Origin of the sequence: Gordonia sp. IEGM753, assembly GCF_050321825.1 — a bacterium.
Lineage (GTDB): Bacteria > Pseudomonadota > Gammaproteobacteria > Pseudomonadales > Pseudomonadaceae > Aquipseudomonas.
The window spans coordinates 2800072-2818083 of the sequence record NZ_JBNQGB010000001.1 but is presented as its reverse complement, the minus strand read 5'-3'; the positions used below and the strand labels follow the sequence as shown (position 1 = coordinate 2818083).

Here is an 18012-nt window from a genome sequence, read left to right as displayed (position 1 = left end):
TGAGGTGAAGCTATGTTAAACCGCGAGCTCGAAGTCACCCTCAATCTTGCCTTCAAGGAGGCCCGTTCGAAGCGTCATGAGTTCATGACCGTCGAGCATCTCCTTCTGGCGCTATTGGACAATGAGGCTGCCGCCACCGTTTTGCGTGCATGCGGCGCAAACCTCGACAAACTCAAGCATGACCTGCAGGAGTTCATCGACTCCACCACGCCACTGATCCCCGTACATGATGAGGATCGTGAGACCCAGCCAACCCTGGGCTTCCAGCGTGTTCTGCAGCGTGCTGTCTTTCACGTGCAGAGCTCGGGCAAACGCGAAGTCACCGGTGCCAACGTGCTGGTTGCAATCTTCAGTGAGCAAGAGAGTCAGGCAGTGTTCCTGCTTAAACAGCAGAGCGTTGCGCGCATCGATGTCGTCAACTATATCGCTCACGGCATTTCCAAAGTGCCGGGGCATGGCGATCACTCTGAAGGTGAGCAAGATATGCAGGACGACGAGGGCGGTGAGTCTTCTTCTTCAGGCAATCCTCTGGATGCTTATGCAAGCAACCTTAACGAACTCGCGCGCCAGGGCCGAATAGACCCATTGGTTGGCCGTGAGCTTGAAGTCGAGCGCGTCGCGCAGATTCTGGCGCGTCGTCGCAAAAACAATCCGTTGTTGGTGGGCGAAGCAGGCGTGGGTAAAACTGCGATTGCCGAAGGTTTGGCCAAGCGCATTGTCGACAACCAGGTGCCGGACTTGCTGGCGAACAGCGTGGTGTATTCGCTTGATCTGGGTGCCTTGCTGGCCGGGACCAAGTACCGCGGTGATTTCGAGAAGCGCTTCAAGGCGCTGCTCAATGAGCTGAAAAAACGCCCGCAGGCGATCCTGTTCATCGACGAGATTCACACCATTATTGGTGCGGGTGCCGCGTCCGGTGGCGTCATGGACGCCTCCAACCTGCTGAAGCCGTTGTTGTCCTCGGGCGACATTCGCTGCATCGGGTCAACCACGTTCCAGGAATTCCGCGGCATCTTCGAGAAAGACCGTGCCTTGGCTCGGCGTTTCCAGAAGGTCGATGTGTCGGAGCCTTCCGTGGAAGACACCATCAGCATCCTGCGCGGCTTGAAAGGTCGTTTTGAAACGCACCACGGCATCGAGTACAGCGATGAAGCATTGCGCGCAGCTGCTGAGCTGGCGTCGCGCTACATCAACGATCGGCACATGCCGGACAAAGCCATCGATGTTATCGACGAGGCGGGTGCTTACCAGCGTCTGCAACCGGTCGAGAAGCGTGTGAAACGCATCGAAGTGCCTCAGGTCGAGGACATTGTTGCGAAAATCGCGAGGATTCCGCCTAAGCATGTCACCAGCTCCGATAAAGAGCTGCTGCGCAATCTTGAGCGTGACCTGAAGCTGACGGTTTTCGGCCAGGATGCGGCGATCGACTCGCTGTCGACTGCGATCAAACTGTCGCGTGCCGGTCTCAAGTCGCCTGACAAACCTGTCGGTTCGTTCCTGTTCGCAGGGCCAACCGGTGTCGGTAAAACCGAAGCGGCGCGTCAGTTGGCTAAAGCGCTGGGCATTGAGCTGGTTCGCTTCGACATGTCCGAGTACATGGAGCGTCACACCGTATCGCGTCTGATCGGTGCGCCTCCGGGTTACGTCGGGTTTGATCAGGGCGGTCTGCTGACTGAAGCCATCACCAAGCAGCCTCACTGCGTGCTGCTGCTCGATGAAATCGAGAAGGCGCATCCGGAAGTCTTCAACCTGCTGCTGCAGGTCATGGACCACGGTACGCTGACCGATAACAACGGGCGCAAGGCGGATTTCCGTAACGTGATCGTTATCATGACGACCAACGCCGGCGCCGAAACAGCAGCTCGCGCTTCGATCGGTTTCACCCATCAGGACCACTCGTCCGATGCGATGGAAGTGATCAAGAAGAGCTTCACGCCAGAGTTCCGCAACCGTCTGGACACCATTATCCAGTTTGGTCGCCTCAGTCATGAGGTTATCAAAAGTGTGGTGGACAAGTTCCTTACCGAGCTTCAGGCGCAGTTGGAAGACAAACGCGTGCAGTTGGAAGTGACCGACGCTGCGCGCAGTTGGCTGGCGGCAGGTGGTTATGACTCGGCGATGGGTGCTCGACCAATGGCGCGTTTGATTCAGGACAAGATCAAGCGTCCGCTGGCGGAAGAGATTCTGTTTGGCGAGTTGGCTGATCACGGCGGCGTGGTGCACATTGATCTCAAGGATGGTGAGTTGACCTTTGAGTTTGAGACCACGGCGGAAATGGCCTGACGTTATCGCAACAGAGCAAAAAGGCGCCGAAAGGCGCCTTTTTGCTGTCTGCCCGTCATCCACGCATTAGCGGTGGGAGCGGGCTTGCTCGCTCCCACATTGGGATTGTGTGGAGCGCCAAATCGCAGGCAAACAAAAACGCCCGGCATAAACCGGGCGTCTTGTATTGACTTGATTAGCGAGCGCGGTAAGTGATGCGCCCTTTGCTCAAGTCATAGGGCGTCAGCTCGACGCGCACTTTGTCACCGGTAAGAATACGAATGTAGTTCTTGCGCATCTTGCCGGAGATATGCGCGGTTACGACGTGCCCATTTTCCAACTCCACGCGAAACATGGTGTTGGGCAGGGTGTCGACGACAGTGCCTTCCATTTCGAAGCTGTCTTCTTTCGACATGCAGTAAAGCCCTCGGTGTCCAATGAATGGCCCGGTGCAACTGCGCCAGGCAAAAGCGGCGTGCATTGTGCCCGAAAAATGGGGTTTAAGCCAAGGGGTTTAGGGTTTGCCCTAGTTCAGGATGACCCAGCGCTGGTTAATCAGCAGTTCGATAGGGCGATATTGAGTCTTGTAGCTCATCTTTTTGCAGTTTTTGATCCAGTAACCGAGGTAAACCGCCTCTAGCTGCAAGCGCTGTGCTTCGCCTATCTGCCAAAGAATCGCGTAGCGCCCAAGGCTGCGGCGCTCTTCGGCGGGTTCGTAGAAGGTGTAAACCGCCGACAGACCGTTGGGCAGCAAGTCAGTTACGGCCACTGCGACCAATCGGCCGTCGAGGCGAAACTCGTAAAATCGGGAAAACGGCAGATCGCGCACCAGGAATGTCGAAAACTGGTCGCGACTCGGCGGGTACATATCGCCATCGGCGTGACGCTGCTCGATATAGCGCTGATACAGGTCGAAGTACTCTTCACTGAACTGCGGCTTGGCCGGGCGTACTTGCAAGTCGACGTTACGCTTCAAAATACGTTTTTGTTGGCGGCTGGGGATAAATTGCGCCACAGGGATGCGCGCCGGGACGCACGCATTGCAATTCTGGCAATGCGGCCGGTAAAGATGATCGCCACTGCGACGAAAACCCATTTCGGACAGGTCTGCATAGACATGCACATCCATGGGCTGGCTAGGGTCGAGAAACAGGGTTGTGGCCTGCTCCTCGGGCAGATAACTGCAAGAGTGGGGCTGAGTGGCATAAAACTTCAAACGCGCCAACTCGGTCATGATCAACCCTCGGGATAAGCTTTTGAATAAGTGTAAGCCACGCGCGCGAAAGTCGCTCAGCAAACCCATGTGGCGCGGTTGAGTTGATCCAGATGCTGCGCGAGGTAGTCAGCGAATTCATTACGCGGGATGGATCGTGCGCCCAGGCTTTGCAGATGGTCGGTAGGCATCTGGCAGTCAATGAGTACAAACCCCGAGTCTTTCAGATGCCGCACCAATGTGGCAAAGCCATACTTGGAGGCGTTGTCGGCTCGGCTGAACATGGACTCACCGAAAAACAGCTGTCCCATCGCCAGTCCATACAGACCGCCGACCAACTCGCCGGCGTCCCAGACCTCAACCGAATGGGCGTAGCCACGTTTATGCAGTTCCAGGTAAGCGTCTTGCATCGCATGGGTGATCCAGGTGCCGTCGGCGTAATCGCGCGGTGCAGCGCAAGCGCGAATGACGGAGGCGAAATCCTGATCGAAGGTCACTTGATAGCGCTGTTTGCGCAATAACTTGCTCAAGCTGCGCGAGACATGCAGTTCGTCGGGAAACAAGACTGTGCGTGGATCGGGCGACCACCACAAAATTGGCTGGCCCTCGGAGAACCATGGAAAGCAGCCATGGCGGTAAGCCTGGATCAGCCGATCGGCGGACAAATCACCGCCCGCGGCCAGCAGGCCGTTAGGTTCGCGCATCGCTCTGGCGAGTGGCGGGAAGGTCAGGGTGTTGCGTTGTAACCAAGTCAGCATGGCATCCAGGCTTGCAATAGGGGAGGGCGGGGCAGACCTGTTGGCCTGCTACGAAGTTTGCCGCTAAACCGTTGGAATGTCGCAGAGGTATTTCCCGCCATCCGGTGCGCTGCAAATGCAAGAACCGAAGCGGCCGATTATTTCGAATGTGCACTGTTGCAACTTGGCGCTGTGGATGTGGTCGTAAACGGTCGATAAGAGCTGCGCGCTGAAGCGTCGAATGATCAGGGATGAACGCTTCGCGTCGATCATAAAAACACCTCATAAGCCTTTGTCACAAAAGACAATGCATGCTCAAATTGGACTGCGTGTAATGTGCCGTTGGCTATGCTGCATCCAGAGGCACCAAGCATGGCATCGTGCGAACAAACCCGTACAATGCCAGCCTGTTACAGCGTTTGTAATAGAATAACTGACGTGCTCCATGTTTATAGAAACCACGGCTCAGTGTTAAAAGTAGCCTCGATCAAGTGTGATAATTTTTTTACCTGCCTGGATAGGGCAGTTTTTATAGTCATTCAACAGATGGACGCGCCTCAGGCGCAGGAATAGTAGCGTTTTGAAGAAATCCACCGCAGTACCAAAAATAGCTGTTCCGCTTTGGCGCCAGCAATTGCACTACCGGCTCAAGGAAGGTGCGTTGATCGCCATCGGGGCTTTGTGCCTGTTCCTGATGATGGCCTTGTTGACATACGGCAAGGACGATCCGGGATGGAGCCATAACAGCAAAATTGACGATGTGCAGAACTTCGGCGGGCCCGCAGGTTCGTACAGCGCCGATATCCTGTTCATGGTGCTGGGTTATTTCGCCTACATCTTCCCGTTGTTACTGGCGATCAAGGCTTACCAGATCTTCCGTCAACGCCACGAGCAATGGCAGTGGAGCGGCTGGCTGTTTTCATGGCGCCTGATCGGCCTGGTATTCCTGGTGCTGTCGGGCGCTGCTTTGGCTCATATCCATTTTCACGCAGCGACCGGTCTGCCGGCGGGTGCCGGTGGCGCACTGGGTGAAAGCCTCGGCGACCTGGCGCGCAATGCGCTGAATATTCAAGGCAGCACACTGCTGTTCATCGCGCTTTTCCTGTTTGGCCTCACAGTCTTTACCGACCTCTCGTGGTTCAAGGTAATGGACGTTACCGGCAAGATTACCCTCGACCTTTTCGAGCTGTTCCAAGGGGCCGCCAACCGCTGGTGGGCCGCCCGAACAGAACGCAAGCAGCTGGTTGCACAGTTGCGTGAAGTCGACGATCGCGTGCATGACGTTGTGGCGCCCACGGTCACCGACAAACGCGAGCAAGCCAAGGTCAAGGAGCGCCTGATCGAGCGTGAACAGGCCTTGAGCAAACACATGTCCGAGCGCGAGAAACAGGTGCCGCCGGTTATCGCCCCCGCGCCGCCCAAACCTTCAGCGCCAAGCAAACGCGTAGAAAAAGAGAAACAGGCGCCATTGTTCGTCGACAGCGCCGTCGAAGGCACTTTGCCGCCGATCTCGATTCTCGACCCCGCCGAGAAAAAACAACTCAACTATTCGCCGGAGTCACTGGCAGCCGTCGGCCATTTGCTGGAAATCAAACTCAAGGAGTTTGGAGTCGAAGTGTCGGTGGATTCGATTCACCCAGGCCCGGTGATTACCCGCTACGAGATCCAGCCTGCAGCCGGGGTCAAGGTCAGCCGCATCTCTAATCTGGCAAAAGACTTGGCGCGTTCCCTGGCCGTGACCAGCGTGCGGGTAGTGGAAGTGATTCCGGGCAAGACCACTGTCGGTATCGAGATTCCGAACGAAGACCGCCAGATCGTGCGCTTCTCCGAAGTGTTGTCGACGCCTGAGTACGACAACTTCAAGTCGCCGGTAACGTTGGCTCTGGGGCACGATATTGGCGGCAAGCCTGTGATCACCGATCTGGCAAAAATGCCGCACTTGCTGGTGGCCGGTACGACCGGTTCCGGTAAGTCGGTGGGCGTGAATGCGATGATTCTGTCGATCCTGTTCAAGTCGGGCCCGGAAGACGCCAAACTGATCATGATCGACCCGAAAATGCTTGAGCTGTCGATCTATGAAGGCATTCCGCATTTGCTGTGCCCGGTTGTGACCGATATGAAAGACGCGGCCAACGCCCTGCGCTGGAGCGTTGCGGAGATGGAGCGCCGTTACAAATTGATGGCGAAGATGGGTGTACGAAACCTGTCGGGCTTCAACGCCAAGGTCAAGGAAGCTCAGGATGCTGGCACGCCGCTGACCGATCCTTTGTACAAGCGCGAAAGCATTCACGACGAAGCGCCGCTGTTGAGCAAGCTGCCAACCATCGTCGTGGTGGTTGACGAGTTCGCCGACATGATGATGATCGTCGGCAAGAAGGTTGAAGAGTTGATCGCCCGTATCGCCCAGAAAGCGCGGGCTGCGGGTATTCACTTGATTCTCGCCACCCAGCGTCCATCGGTTGACGTGATCACCGGTTTGATCAAGGCCAACATTCCGACGCGTATGGCGTTTCAGGTATCGAGCAAGATCGATTCGCGCACCATCATCGACCAGGGCGGCGCCGAGCAACTGTTGGGTCACGGTGACATGCTGTACATGCCGCCAGGCACCAGCCTGCCAATTCGTGTGCATGGCGCCTTCGTTTCCGATGATGAAGTACACCGGGTTGTTGAGGCGTGGAAACTGCGCGGCGCACCGGAGTACAACGATGACATTCTCGCCGGAGTTGAAGAGGCCGGTAGCGGTTTTGACGGCGGCAGTAGCGGTGGCGACGATGATGCCGAAACGGATGCGCTGTACGACGAAGCCGTGCAGTTCGTTCTTGAAAGCCGCCGCGCATCCATCTCTGCGGTGCAGCGCAAGCTGAAAATCGGCTACAACCGCGCCGCGCGCATGATCGAATCCATGGAAATGGCCGGGGTCGTGACGTCCATGAACACCAACGGCTCGCGCGAAGTCCTGGCTCCTGGCCCGGTGCGCGACTGATTGTTTTGAAAGGGCGGTACGCCGCCCGTTCCCCCCACGAATTTATGAGGACTCCGATGCGTCTTATCCGCATGCTGTTACTACCGGTATTGGCCTTGACCACGCTGTCGGCCCACGCCGATGACAAGGACGTAGCGCGTCTGACCCAGCTCCTGGAAAAATCCCAGACCCTGACTGCACGTTTTTCGCAGTTGACCCTTGATGGCGGCGGTACCCAGTTGCAGGAAACGGCTGGCGAAATGTCGCTGCAACGGCCTGGCCTGTTCTACTGGCACACCAACGCGCCGGCCGAACAAACCATGGTTTCCGACGGCAAGAAAGTCACCCTGTGGGACCCGGACCTGGAGCAGGTCACCATCAAGAATCTCGACTTGCGCCTGACGCAAACGCCGGCGTTGTTGTTGTCCGGTGATGTCTCCAAAATCAACCAAAGCTTCGACATCAGCGCCAAAGAAGCAGGTGGCGTGATCGACTTTACGTTGAAGCCGAAAACCAAGGACACCTTGTTCGACAGCTTGCGTCTGTCGTTCCGCAATGGTCTGGTCAACGACATGCAATTGATCGACAGCGTCGGTCAGCGCACCAATATCCTGTTCACCGGCGTCAAGGCCAACGAGCCAATCCCGGCGTCCAAGTTCAAGTTCGATATCCCTAAAGGGGCGGACGTGATCCAAGAGTAAGGCAACACCTGAAAACAGGCTTTTGTGGTGAGGGGATTTATCCCCGTTGGGCCGCGTAGTGGCCCCAAGATCTGCCAATGCGGTGTATCAGGCATGCCGCATGCAATGATTTCCCGACTGCTGCGCAGCCGAACGGGGATAAACCCCCTCGCCACAAATTTGCAGCAGGCTTGGGAGCGTTGTATTAATCCGAGGTTTTAATAATACGTGATGGACCTGTTCCGCAGTGCCCCGATTGCTCAACCCTTGGCTGCTCGCTTGCGCGCCGCCAATCTGGATGAGTATGTCGGCCAGGAGCACCTGCTCGCTCGCGGCAAGCCTTTGCGCGAAGCGCTGGAGCAGGGTGCCCTGCACTCGATGATTTTCTGGGGCCCGCCGGGCGTGGGCAAAACCACGTTGGCGCGTTTGCTGGCAGAAGTCTCGGATGCACACTTCGAAACGGTTTCGGCGGTGTTGGCGGGTGTGAAGGAAATCCGTCAAGCGGTGGAAATCGCCAAGCAACAGGCCGGGCAGTACGGCAAGCGCACCATCCTGTTTGTCGACGAAGTGCATCGCTTCAACAAGTCGCAGCAGGATGCGTTTCTGCCGTACGTCGAAGACGGCACGCTGATTTTCATTGGCGCAACCACTGAAAACCCCTCGTTCGAACTCAATAACGCACTGCTTTCCCGGGCACGGGTTTACGTGCTCAAAAGTCTCGACGAAGCCGCGTTGCGCAAATTGGTACATCGCGCGCTGACCGAAGAGCGTGGCTTGGGCAAACGGCAACTGACCCTCAGCGATGAAGGTTTTCAGATGCTGCTTTCGGCCGCCGACGGTGATGGCCGACGTCTGCTTAACCTGCTGGAAAACGCCTCGGACCTGGCTGAAGACGACAGCGAAATCGGCGTTGATCTGCTGCAAAGTCTTCTGGGTGATACGCGTCGTCGCTTCGACAAGGGCGGCGAGGCGTTTTACGACCAGATATCGGCGCTGCATAAATCGGTGCGCGGCTCCAATCCCGACGGCGCGCTGTACTGGTTCGCGCGAATGATCGACGGTGGTTGCGACCCGTTGTACCTGGCCCGACGCGTAGTGCGTATGGCCAGCGAAGACATCGGCAATGCGGACCCTCGCGCCCTCAGCCTGTGCCTGGCCGCGTGGGACGTGCAGGAGCGCCTCGGCAGCCCCGAAGGTGAATTGGCGGTGGCGCAGGCCATTACGTATCTGGCCTGCGCGCCAAAAAGCAACGCGGTGTACATGGGCTTCAAAGCCGCCATGCGCAGCGCTGCTGAACACGGCTCGCTCGAAGTGCCGCTGCACCTGCGCAATGCGCCGACCAAGTTGATGAAGCAATTGGGCTACGGCGACGAATATCGTTATGCCCACGATGAACCGGACGCCTACGCCGCGGGCGAAGACTACTTCCCGGATGAACTCGAACCGCAGCCGTTTTATCAGCCGGTGCCGCGTGGCCTGGAATTGAAGATCGGCGAGAAGCTCAATCACCTTGCTCAACTTGATCGCCTCAGCCCTCGGCAGCGGAGAAAATAGTGATTCCTTTGATCGTTGCAGTCTCCGTAGGCGGAATTGCCGGCACGCTGTTGCGCTTCGCGACGGGCAACTGGGTCAACGCTAATTGGCCGCGGCACTTCTATACCGCGACGCTGGCCGTTAATATCGTGGGCTGTCTGCTGATCGGCGTTCTTTACGGTCTGTTTCTGATACGCCCGGAGGTGCCAATTGAGGTGCGTGCCGGTTTGTTGGTTGGCTTCCTCGGGGGGCTGACGACTTTTTCATCCTTTTCACTGGATACGGTGCGCTTGCTGGAAAGCGGGCAGGTTCCGCTGGCCCTGGGCTATGCGGCCATCAGCGTATTCGGCGGGCTGCTCGCCACCTGGGCTGGCCTGTCCTTGACCAAACTTTGATAACGAGAGACCGACATGCTCGATTCCAAACTGTTACGTAGCAACCTTCAGGACGTAGCGGACCGCCTGGCATCCCGAGGCTATACGCTGGATGTTGCGCGCATCGAAGCGCTGGAAGAACAGCGCAAGACCGTCCAGACCCGCACCGAAGCACTGCAGGCTGAACGTAATGCGCGCTCCAAATCCATCGGTCAGGCCAAGCAACGCGGCGAAGACATCGCACCGTTGATGGCTGACGTCGAGCGCATGGCCAATGAATTGAGCGCCGGTAAAGTTGAGCTGGACGCGATCCAGACCGATCTGGATTCTATCCTGCTCGGCATTCCGAACCTGCCGCACGAATCGGTACCGGTCGGTGCTGACGAAGATGGCAACGTCGAAGTGCGCCGCTGGGGCACGCCAACCGTATTCGACTTCCCGGTTCAGGACCACGTGGCCTTGGGCGAGAAGTTCGGCTGGCTGGACTTCGAAACGGCGGCCAAGCTCTCCGGCGCTCGTTTTGCCCTGTTGCGCGGCCCGATTGCCCGCCTGCACCGCGCCCTGGCGCAGTTCATGATCAACCTGCACACCAGCGAGCACGGTTACGAAGAGGCTTACACGCCTTACCTCGTTCAGGCGCCAGCACTGCAAGGCACCGGCCAATTGCCGAAATTCGAGGAAGACCTGTTCAAGATCACTCGCGAAGGCGAAGCCGATCTGTACTTGATTCCGACTGCTGAAGTGTCGCTGACCAACATCGTCGCGGGTGAAATCGTCGATTCGAAACTGCTGCCGATCAAGTTTGTCGCGCACACGCCATGCTTTCGCAGCGAGGCCGGTGCATCGGGTCGCGACACGCGCGGCATGATTCGTCAGCATCAGTTCGACAAAGTAGAGATGGTCCAGATCGTTGAGCCGTCGACGTCGATGGAGGCGCTGGAAGGCCTGACCGCCAATGCCGAGAAAGTCCTGCAACTGCTGGAGCTGCCTTATCGCACCCTGGCGCTGTGCACGGGCGACATGGGCTTCAGCGCAGTCAAGACGTATGACCTGGAAGTGTGGATTCCGAGCCAGGACAAGTACCGCGAGATTTCTTCGTGCTCCAACTGCGGCGATTTCCAGGCGCGCCGTATGCAGGCACGCTTCCGTAACCCGGAAACCGGCAAGCCGGAATTGGTTCACACCCTCAATGGTTCCGGGCTGGCAGTCGGCCGTACCCTCGTTGCCGTGCTGGAAAACTACCAGCAGGCCGATGGTTCGATTCGTGTGCCAGACGTGCTGAAACCGTACATGGGTGGCCTTGAGGTCATCGGCTAAATGGACTATCTGCCGCTGTTTCACAACCTGCGCGGCAGTCGTGTGTTGGTCGTCGGTGGGGGGGAAATTGCCTTGCGCAAATCCCGCCTGCTGGCCGAAGCCGGTGCGCTGCTGCGGGTGGTCGCACCTGAAATTGAACCGCAACTGCGTGAGCTGGTTGTCGGCAGCGGTGGCGAGTGCCTGTTGCGAGGTTACGTCGAGTCGGACCTGGATGCTTGCGGGCTGATCATTGCCGCCACTGACGACGAACCACTGAACGCGCAAGTGTCTGCAGATGCTCATCGGCGTTGCGTGCCGGTCAATGTGGTGGATTCGCCTGCCTTGTGCAGCGTTATATTCCCGGCAATCGTCGACCGCTCGCCACTGATCATCGCGGTGTCCAGCGGCGGTGATGCGCCGGTGCTGGCGCGGTTGATTCGCGCCAAACTGGAAACCTGGATTCCGTCGACATACGGTCAACTCGCCGGGCTGGCTGCGCGTTTTCGCAGCCAGGTCAAAGGCCTGTTTCCGGATGTGCAGCAGCGTCGTGCGTTCTGGGAAGATGTTTTCCAGGGCCCGATTGCCGACCGTCAATTAGCCGGGCAGGGCGCCGAAGCCGAGCGCCTGTTGCTGGCGAAAATCGCTGGCGATGCGCCGAAAACCACCGGTGAAGTGTATTTGGTGGGCGCGGGGCCAGGTGATCCCGATTTGCTGACCTTTCGCGCCTTGCGCCTGATGCAGCAAGCCGATGTGGTGCTGTATGACCGTTTGGTTGCACCGGCAATTCTGGATTTGTGCCGCCGTGATGCCGAGCGTATCTACGTCGGCAAGCGTCGCGCCGATCACGCGGTGCCGCAGGATCAGATCAACCAGCAACTGGTGGATCTGGCCAAACAGGGCAAGCGCGTTGTGCGGTTGAAGGGCGGTGACCCGTTCATCTTTGGTCGCGGTGGCGAGGAGATCGAAGAACTGGCCGCCCACGGCATTCCATTCCAGGTAGTGCCGGGTATTACCGCTGCGAGCGGTTGTGCGGCGTATGCCGGTATTCCGTTGACGCACCGTGATTACGCGCAGTCTGTGCGTTTTGTCACCGGGCATCTGAAGGATGGCTCGACTGATTTGCCTTGGGCGGATTTGGTCGCTCCAGCGCAAACCCTGGTGTTTTACATGGGGTTGGTGGGGTTGCCGATTATCTGCGAGCAGTTGATCAAGCATGGTCGCGCAGCAGATACCCCGGCCGCGTTGATCCAACAGGGCACCACGGTTAACCAGCGGGTATTTACCGGGACGCTGTCCGACCTTCCGCGCCTGGTGGCGGAGCATGAAGTGCACGCGCCGACGTTAGTCATCGTTGGGGAAGTGGTGCAACTGCGCGAGAAACTGGCCTGGTTCGAAGGGGCGCAGGCACAAGTCTAGAGACTGAGTCGCTTCCATCGCTAGCAGGCTAGCTCCCACAGGGGATTTGTGAACGACACAAGTCCAGTGTGGGAGCTAGCCTGCTAGCGATTGGGCCTCATAAACGGTACAAACCTCAGGCCTTGCGCCAAACCCCTTTCCCGCTCAACCGCTCACGATCATGCGCGACGGTGAAGTCCTGCGACGGACCTTTAGGCACTATCCCGGTCGGGTTAATGGTCTTGTGGCTGCCGTAGTAGTGGTTCTTGATGTGCTGGAAATCCACAGTCTCGGCAATTCCCGGCCACTGATAAATCTCGCGCAGCCAGTTCGACAGATTCGGATAGTCGACAATTCGGCGCAGGTTGCACTTGAAGTGCCCGTGATACACCGCATCGAACCGAATGATTGTGGTAAACAGCCGGATGTCGGCCTCGGTCAGGTACTCGCCTGCCAGGTAGCGATTGGCGCCTAACAGCACTTCCAGTCGATCCAGTTCCGCAAATAACCCATCGAACGCATCTTCATAAGCCTGTTGCGATGTCGCAAACCCGGCGCGGTAGACACCGTTGTTCACCGCCGGATAAATGCGCTCGTTCAAGGCATCGATCTCGCCGCGCAAGGGCTCGGGATAGAAGTCCAGATCACTACCGGTCAGGTCATCAAATGCGTTGTTGAACATGCGGATAATTTCCGCCGACTCATTGTTGACGATGCAATGCTGCTGCTTGTCCCACAGCACCGGCACTGTCACACGGCCGGTGTAGTTGGCAGTGTCGGCGGTGTAGCGTTGGTGCATGAAATCGAAGTGGTCGAGCTTGTCGCCCGTCGAGCCGTAGCGCTGGTCGAAGGTCCAGCCGTTTTCCAGCATCAGCCAGCCGACCACCGACACATCGATCAACTGTTCCAGGCTTTTTAGTTTGCGCAGGATCAACGTGCGATGCGCCCAAGGGCAGGCCAGCGACACGTAGAGATGATAGCGACCAGCCTCGGCGGTAAAACCGCCGACACCTGTCGGGCCGGGCTTGCCGTCAATCGTCAGCCAGTTGCGTCGTTGCGCCTGTTCACGCTGGAACGCGCCGTCCTTGCCGCTTTCGTACCACTGGTCATGCCAGCGGCCTTCAACTAACAAACCCATGTTCAAGACTCCAAAAATCAATAATCGTTGGAGTCGAGTCTATTCGCATAGGTTCGAACAAAAAGCGCAAAGGTTGGGCGTTTATGATCGGCTAAATCGATCGGTCTCGGGCGTCCCAGTACTGCTGGGCGGTCTCGAAGGCGTGTTCGCGGGATTGGCCGAGCCCGCGCAAGGCCAGGGCCATGGTCGAAATCAGCGCCATTTGCGGGTAGCTGTCGACGACGTCGCCGCGCCATACCGCTTTCAAATGCTCAGGTTCCAGCGATGCCGGTTTGACGTGCCGCTGACTCGACATCTGCGGCCATTCCTCGTCCCAGCTTTCGCCGCCGATGGTGCCATACAAGTGGCTGTCGGCGTCCGGGTTGATCTCGATCTCGCCACCGTCACCTTTGACCACGATAGCGGTGTCACCGAGCAAACCGCTGGCATCGCGATGCACCGCTTGGTAACCCGGATGGAAGATACTTTGCAGGCCGCAGCGCGCGCTCAACGGATTGAGAATGCGCGTCAGCGAATGGATCGGCGAGCGCAGGCCCAGGGTATTACGCAGGTCGATCATGCGTTGCAACTGCGGTGCCCAATCCACCAGCGGCATGAACGCCAGGCCGCCGTTATCCAGCGCTGCGCCGACTTGCTGCCAATCGCGGCACAGCGGGATGTTCAGCGTTGCCAGCAGCTGTTCGGTGTACAACCGACCGGCCGTGTGTGCACCGCCGCCATGCATGAAAATACGCACGCCGTTTTGTGCCAGGCATTTTGCCGCCAGCAGGTACCACGGCAGATGACGCTTTTTGCCGGCATAGGTCGGCCAGTCCAGGTCAACCGCCATCGCCGGTGGCTTCAGGCGCGCGCGCAAGGCTTCGGCGAAACCTGCCATTTCCTCGGCGCTTTCTTCTTTATGCCGCAACAGCATCAAGAATGCGCCGAGCTGGGTGTCCTCCACTTGATCGTCGAGGATGAACCCCATGGCTTGGCGAGCTTCTTCGCGGGTCAGGTCGCGGGCGCCACGTTTGCCCTTGCCAAGGATGCGCACGAACTGGGCGAACGGATGCTCGGCGGGCGTTTCGAGAGTCAGCGCTGGATAATCGGTCATAAGCAATTCGTCGGTTTGGGCAGGCCCGCCAGTTTTGCGGCGAGTTTGGCAGGGGTGCCTTTAAACAGTCGGTTGAGGTGCAGGCTGTTGCCTTTTTCCGGGCCGAGTTTTAACGCGGTGTATTTGATCAGCGGGCGAGTGGCTGGGGACAGCTGAAACTCGGCGTAGAAACTGCGCAACAGTTTCAGGACTTCCCAATGCTCCGGGCTTAACTCGATGCCTTCAGCGGCGGCAAGGGCGGCGGCTACATCGTCGGACCAGTCGCTGAGGTCAACCAGAAATCCGTCTTTATCCAGCTCGATGGTGTGTGCGCCGACGGTCAGGGCATTCATAACCAACTGTTGACCTTGTCGTAGTGAATCGACAGTTCGACGAAGGCCGGGTAATCGATGGCGGTCGCCGTGCCGGGCACTTCCAGCGCACGCGCCTGAGCGTCTTCGGCCAGTACAAACAGCTTCAAATGGCGTGTGTTCAGCGCAGTGAAGGGCGCCGTGTTCGCCTGTAACGCGTAGACCGCATCACCGGTGAGCAGCAACGCATCGTCCGCGCCGATGACGCGCAGGCAACTGTGAAGGCGACTGTCGCCGAACGGGGAGTGAGACAACACGTGCAAAGTCGACATCAGAGCGTAATCACCTGGTCGTAGCGGTCAATGAGAGCCGTGATCGCGGCAGCGTCCAGCGCTTGGGCTTCCTGCAGTGCCAGACAGGCCGTATCGACACCGCGTTCGGCGGCGCTGTCGCTGCAGACGAACAGCTCCTCGACACCAAACATCGGCAGGGCCTGCAGATTGGCGCTCAAGTCTTTTTGCTGCAAAGCCTTGGCGTCCTGTTTCGCGCTGAGCTGGAACACTCCGTCATCGAGAAACAGCATGCCAATCGGCAAGTCGAACGCACCGCCCGCCAATACGATGTCCAGCGCTTCGCGTGCATTGGGCCCCGACCACGGCGCCTGGCGGCTGATAATCAATAGGGATTTGGGCATTTACGCGCCTCCGAAACAGATCAGGCGGTCGGCATCCTGCACCGCATCATGCAGTTGACCCAGGCCCGACAATTCCCAAGGTGCGCCGACCGCAACCGCTTGACGTTGATACCGTGCGGCTTCTTCGCCATTCAATGCGCCACGGCGCAGGGCGGCCGCGATGCACACCACACCGTCCAGTTGATATTCGCTCACAAACTCGCGCCATTGCCTGGGTAGGTCCATCTCATCCTGGGGTGTGATCACGGCGGCCGAGGCGTTGTAAACGCCGTCCTGATAGAAAAACAGCCGCACAATCTCATGCCCACCGGCCAGTGCAGCCTGGGCAAACAGCAGGGCGCGGCGCGAGGAGGGCGCATGAGCGGCGGAAAACAGCGCAATGGCGAACTTCATGACGGACTCGATCAGTAAAACTTTGGCCATGATAAAGCTTTATCGACGAGGCGGCTAAATCGATGTTATTCGACGATGGGGCGAAAATCGCCAACGCAAGATTCAGCGCGGCATATACCCCAACTGCCAACGCCTTGGAATCTTCAGCGATACCAGTCCCAGCACACCCGCGAGCAATCCGCTGACGGCCAGTGCTTTGAGTCCCAGATGATGTTCCAACACTGCACCCAGTACCGCGCCGGCAAACATTCCCGTCCACGGAATCAGTTGAACTCGCCAGCCATCGCGCCGTTCGCCGAGTATCCAGCGCCCCAGTCCACGGCCGAAGCGCGACAGGGCGCCGGTGACGTACGTCAGGCCAACCGGCAAGCCGTTCACCTGTTCCACCGCTGCATTCAACATGCCCATGGCAATGATCGCCGCCAGCAACGCCGGCAGTTGTTCGTCATAAGGCCACGAGGCTGCCGTGCACAACAACATGGCGACACACAACATCAGCGGCAGCGCCCGTCGGCCAGCGATACGGCTGACGATGATGCCCAAGGCATTGCCGATAATGAACGTGGCTACCAGCACCAGCAGGCGCAACGTCAGGCTCCAGTCACCCACGCTGATCGCCACGGCGAGGCGGGTGGTGTTGCCACTCATGAACGAAACGAAATCACCGCTGGCCATGAAGCCGATGGCGTCGGTCATGCCCGCGAGCACAGACAGCGCGGCCACCAGCGACATGCCAATGCGGCCGCGCCATTTCTGGGTGTGCAGGTGGCCCGGGCTGGCGCGAGTAGTTGAACGTGAAGGCAACATCGAAGGCATCCTTACGCTGCGACGGTTATTTGCCCAGCCCATATAACTCGCAATACTCCAGCCAGTCCATGCCGGCCATCTCGGCCACTTCCTTGTGCACTTCCATGCGTTGCGCCTGATAGTCCTCGGACGTGGTGGCGGTCAGCTGCAGCGTCAGTTCCCAGGCAAACAATCCCAGGCGCTCGGCTTCAGCTTCAAAAGCTTCATGCAGACGTTCCTCGCGGTATTGCGCCGCGGTCTCGCCCTTGGCCTGAGCCAGCAGTGGATTGAGATGGTCCAGTTCCGTGCGCAGTTCTGGACGCTCATCGAGGAATTTTTCCAGTGCCTGCTCGTGTTGCTGTTCGGTGGCCGCCATGGTCGCTCCTTGAATACCGGTTACGAAGATTGCTTCTTGCTGGCCTTGGCTGCAGCGGCCAGGCATTCGAGGGCAAACTGCTCGGGATACGTCATCTGTATCGGCGTGGTTTCGCCTTTGACGGTGCGTTCGCCGTCCAGGATGTAACGAATCCGTTTGTCGGTAACGCCGATTCGCTTGGCGATCCAGGACGGTGTCTGGCCGATCTGGCTGATCAGTTTGTCAGCATATTCAGCGGTCGGTTTGTAGAATTCGGCGTTGGGTGTCATGGATGTTCCAGAGAAAGAGCCCGTGAAACGGGCATTGCTGTGTGAATGGCGCGACAGGGTGCGGCAATCGTCACTCGGTGTCGCGGTATAAATGAAGTAAAGCAGAACGATACGCCGCGCCGCGGTGATACAGTCCGCTTTTTATCAATGAGCGAAGGCAATGCGAATTCTGATGGTAGCGCTGGCGGCAACGGTGCTGGGCGGGTGCGCGGGCTCGGCAATGGACAGTGCCCGCACTGGAACGCCGTACAGGGTGCTGAACTCCGACAAACCGGAAAAAGTGGTCGCCCAGTGCGTGCAGTTTTCCTGGCAGGACGAGGCGGTGTTCGGGGTGGATGCCGGCGCGTATCTGCAACCGGGCAAGAAGAGCGGCTCGACGGTGTACACGCGCTCGGCGGAGTCCTTCGTCGACGTGACCACCGATGCGTCCGGCACGGTGCTGAGCTATTACGCGCAGCACGATGATTTTGTCGCCAAACGCCGCTTGGCGGCGTTGGCCACCTGCCTGTGATTTTTTA

At 58.4% G+C, this 18012-nt stretch carries 20 protein-coding genes; 8 read left to right on the top strand and 12 right to left on the bottom strand.

The annotated features are described in order from the left end of the window. The first annotated feature begins 12 nt into the window (after window positions 1–12). Window positions 13–2283 carry an ATP-dependent Clp protease ATP-binding subunit ClpA gene (clpA, locus tag ACQR3R_RS12655; RefSeq protein ID WP_428272541.1) on the top strand — a complete coding sequence of 757 codons (2271 nt, stop codon included), beginning with the start codon at window positions 13–15 and terminating at the stop codon, window positions 2281–2283. A gap of 175 nt (window positions 2284–2458) precedes the next feature. On the opposite strand, the gene infA is transcribed toward clpA, so the two are convergent. From infA to aat, 3 genes are all read right to left on the bottom strand, one after another. Beyond that, window positions 2459–2677, bottom strand: a complete 219-nt coding sequence (gene infA / locus ACQR3R_RS12650) for a translation initiation factor IF-1 (protein ID WP_002553999.1) — start codon at window positions 2675–2677, stop codon at window positions 2459–2461. Between the two features lie 111 nt (window positions 2678–2788). Further along, window positions 2789–3496: an arginyltransferase gene (locus tag ACQR3R_RS12645; protein WP_428272540.1), complete on the bottom strand. Its 708-nt coding sequence runs from the start codon at window positions 3494–3496 to the stop codon at window positions 2789–2791. Window positions 3497–3552: 56 nt separating this feature from the next. Next, entirely contained in the window at window positions 3553–4233 is a 681-nt protein-coding gene (aat, locus tag ACQR3R_RS12640; RefSeq protein WP_428272538.1) for a leucyl/phenylalanyl-tRNA--protein transferase, read from the bottom strand. Window positions 4234–4792: 559 nt separating this feature from the next. On the opposite strand from aat, the gene ACQR3R_RS12635 reads away from it, so the two are divergent. The 6 genes from ACQR3R_RS12635 (at window position 4793) to cysG (ending at window position 12476) form a co-directional block, all read left to right on the top strand. Further along, window positions 4793–7198, top strand: coding sequence for a DNA translocase FtsK 4TM domain-containing protein (locus tag ACQR3R_RS12635; RefSeq protein ID WP_428272537.1), 2406 nt, complete (start codon window positions 4793–4795; stop codon window positions 7196–7198). 56 nt (window positions 7199–7254) lie between these two features. Further along, entirely contained in the window at window positions 7255–7878 is a 624-nt protein-coding gene (lolA, locus tag ACQR3R_RS12630; protein ID WP_428272536.1) for an outer membrane lipoprotein periplasmic chaperone LolA, read from the top strand. Between the two features lie 210 nt (window positions 7879–8088). Further along, window positions 8089–9411, top strand: coding sequence for an AAA family ATPase (locus tag ACQR3R_RS12625; protein ID WP_428272610.1), 1323 nt, complete (start codon window positions 8089–8091; stop codon window positions 9409–9411). Further along, complete coding sequence (crcB, locus tag ACQR3R_RS12620) at window positions 9411–9785, top strand: fluoride efflux transporter CrcB (protein ID WP_428272535.1); 375 nt, start codon at window positions 9411–9413, stop codon at window positions 9783–9785. The genes ACQR3R_RS12625 and crcB overlap by 1 nt, the downstream gene beginning before the upstream one ends. Window positions 9786–9800: 15 nt before the next feature. Next, a complete protein-coding gene (gene serS / locus ACQR3R_RS12615) occupies window positions 9801–11081 on the top strand; it encodes a serine--tRNA ligase (protein WP_428272534.1) in 1281 nt (426 codons plus the stop codon). Continuing rightward, window positions 11082–12476, top strand: a complete 1395-nt coding sequence (gene cysG, locus ACQR3R_RS12610; protein WP_428272533.1) for a siroheme synthase CysG — start codon at window positions 11082–11084, stop codon at window positions 12474–12476. Window positions 12477–12591: 115 nt separating this feature from the next. Here cysG and ACQR3R_RS12605 read toward each other — a convergent pair whose 3' ends face one another. From ACQR3R_RS12605 to ACQR3R_RS12565, 9 genes are all read right to left on the bottom strand, one after another. Next, complete coding sequence (locus ACQR3R_RS12605) at window positions 12592–13593, bottom strand: glutathione S-transferase C-terminal domain-containing protein (RefSeq protein WP_428272531.1); 1002 nt, start codon at window positions 13591–13593, stop codon at window positions 12592–12594. A gap of 91 nt (window positions 13594–13684) precedes the next feature. After that, complete coding sequence (locus tag ACQR3R_RS12600; protein WP_428272530.1) at window positions 13685–14686, bottom strand: glycosyl transferase family protein; 1002 nt, start codon at window positions 14684–14686, stop codon at window positions 13685–13687. Continuing rightward, window positions 14683–15018: a TusE/DsrC/DsvC family sulfur relay protein gene (locus ACQR3R_RS12595; RefSeq protein ID WP_428272529.1), complete on the bottom strand. Its 336-nt coding sequence runs from the start codon at window positions 15016–15018 to the stop codon at window positions 14683–14685. Before ACQR3R_RS12595 ends, ACQR3R_RS12600 begins: the two co-directional genes overlap by 4 nt. Continuing rightward, on the bottom strand, window positions 15015–15308 hold the full coding sequence (gene tusB / locus ACQR3R_RS12590) for a sulfurtransferase complex subunit TusB (RefSeq protein WP_428272528.1): 294 nt from the start codon (window positions 15306–15308) through the stop codon (window positions 15015–15017). Before tusB ends, ACQR3R_RS12595 begins: the two co-directional genes overlap by 4 nt. Next, window positions 15308–15670 carry a sulfurtransferase complex subunit TusC gene (tusC, locus tag ACQR3R_RS12585; protein ID WP_428272527.1) on the bottom strand — a complete coding sequence of 121 codons (363 nt, stop codon included), beginning with the start codon at window positions 15668–15670 and terminating at the stop codon, window positions 15308–15310. The genes tusB and tusC overlap by 1 nt, the downstream gene beginning before the upstream one ends. Then, window positions 15671–16093: a sulfurtransferase complex subunit TusD gene (gene tusD, locus ACQR3R_RS12580; RefSeq protein WP_428272526.1), complete on the bottom strand. Its 423-nt coding sequence runs from the start codon at window positions 16091–16093 to the stop codon at window positions 15671–15673. 72 nt (window positions 16094–16165) lie between these two features. Beyond that, entirely contained in the window at window positions 16166–16870 is a 705-nt protein-coding gene (locus ACQR3R_RS12575; RefSeq protein ID WP_428272525.1) for a DUF1275 family protein, read from the bottom strand. Between the two features lie 25 nt (window positions 16871–16895). After that, the gene (locus ACQR3R_RS12570; protein WP_428272524.1) at window positions 16896–17225 is read right to left on the bottom strand and encodes a DUF6388 family protein; all 330 of its coding nucleotides are present in this window, start codon (window positions 17223–17225) and stop codon (window positions 16896–16898) included. Window positions 17226–17245: 20 nt separating this feature from the next. Next, a complete protein-coding gene (locus ACQR3R_RS12565; RefSeq protein WP_150714095.1) occupies window positions 17246–17494 on the bottom strand; it encodes a hypothetical protein in 249 nt (82 codons plus the stop codon). Between the two features lie 160 nt (window positions 17495–17654). On the opposite strand from ACQR3R_RS12565, the gene ACQR3R_RS12560 reads away from it, so the two are divergent. Then, a complete protein-coding gene (locus ACQR3R_RS12560) occupies window positions 17655–18005 on the top strand; it encodes a hypothetical protein (RefSeq protein ID WP_428272522.1) in 351 nt (116 codons plus the stop codon). Window positions 18006–18012 lie beyond the last annotated feature (7 nt).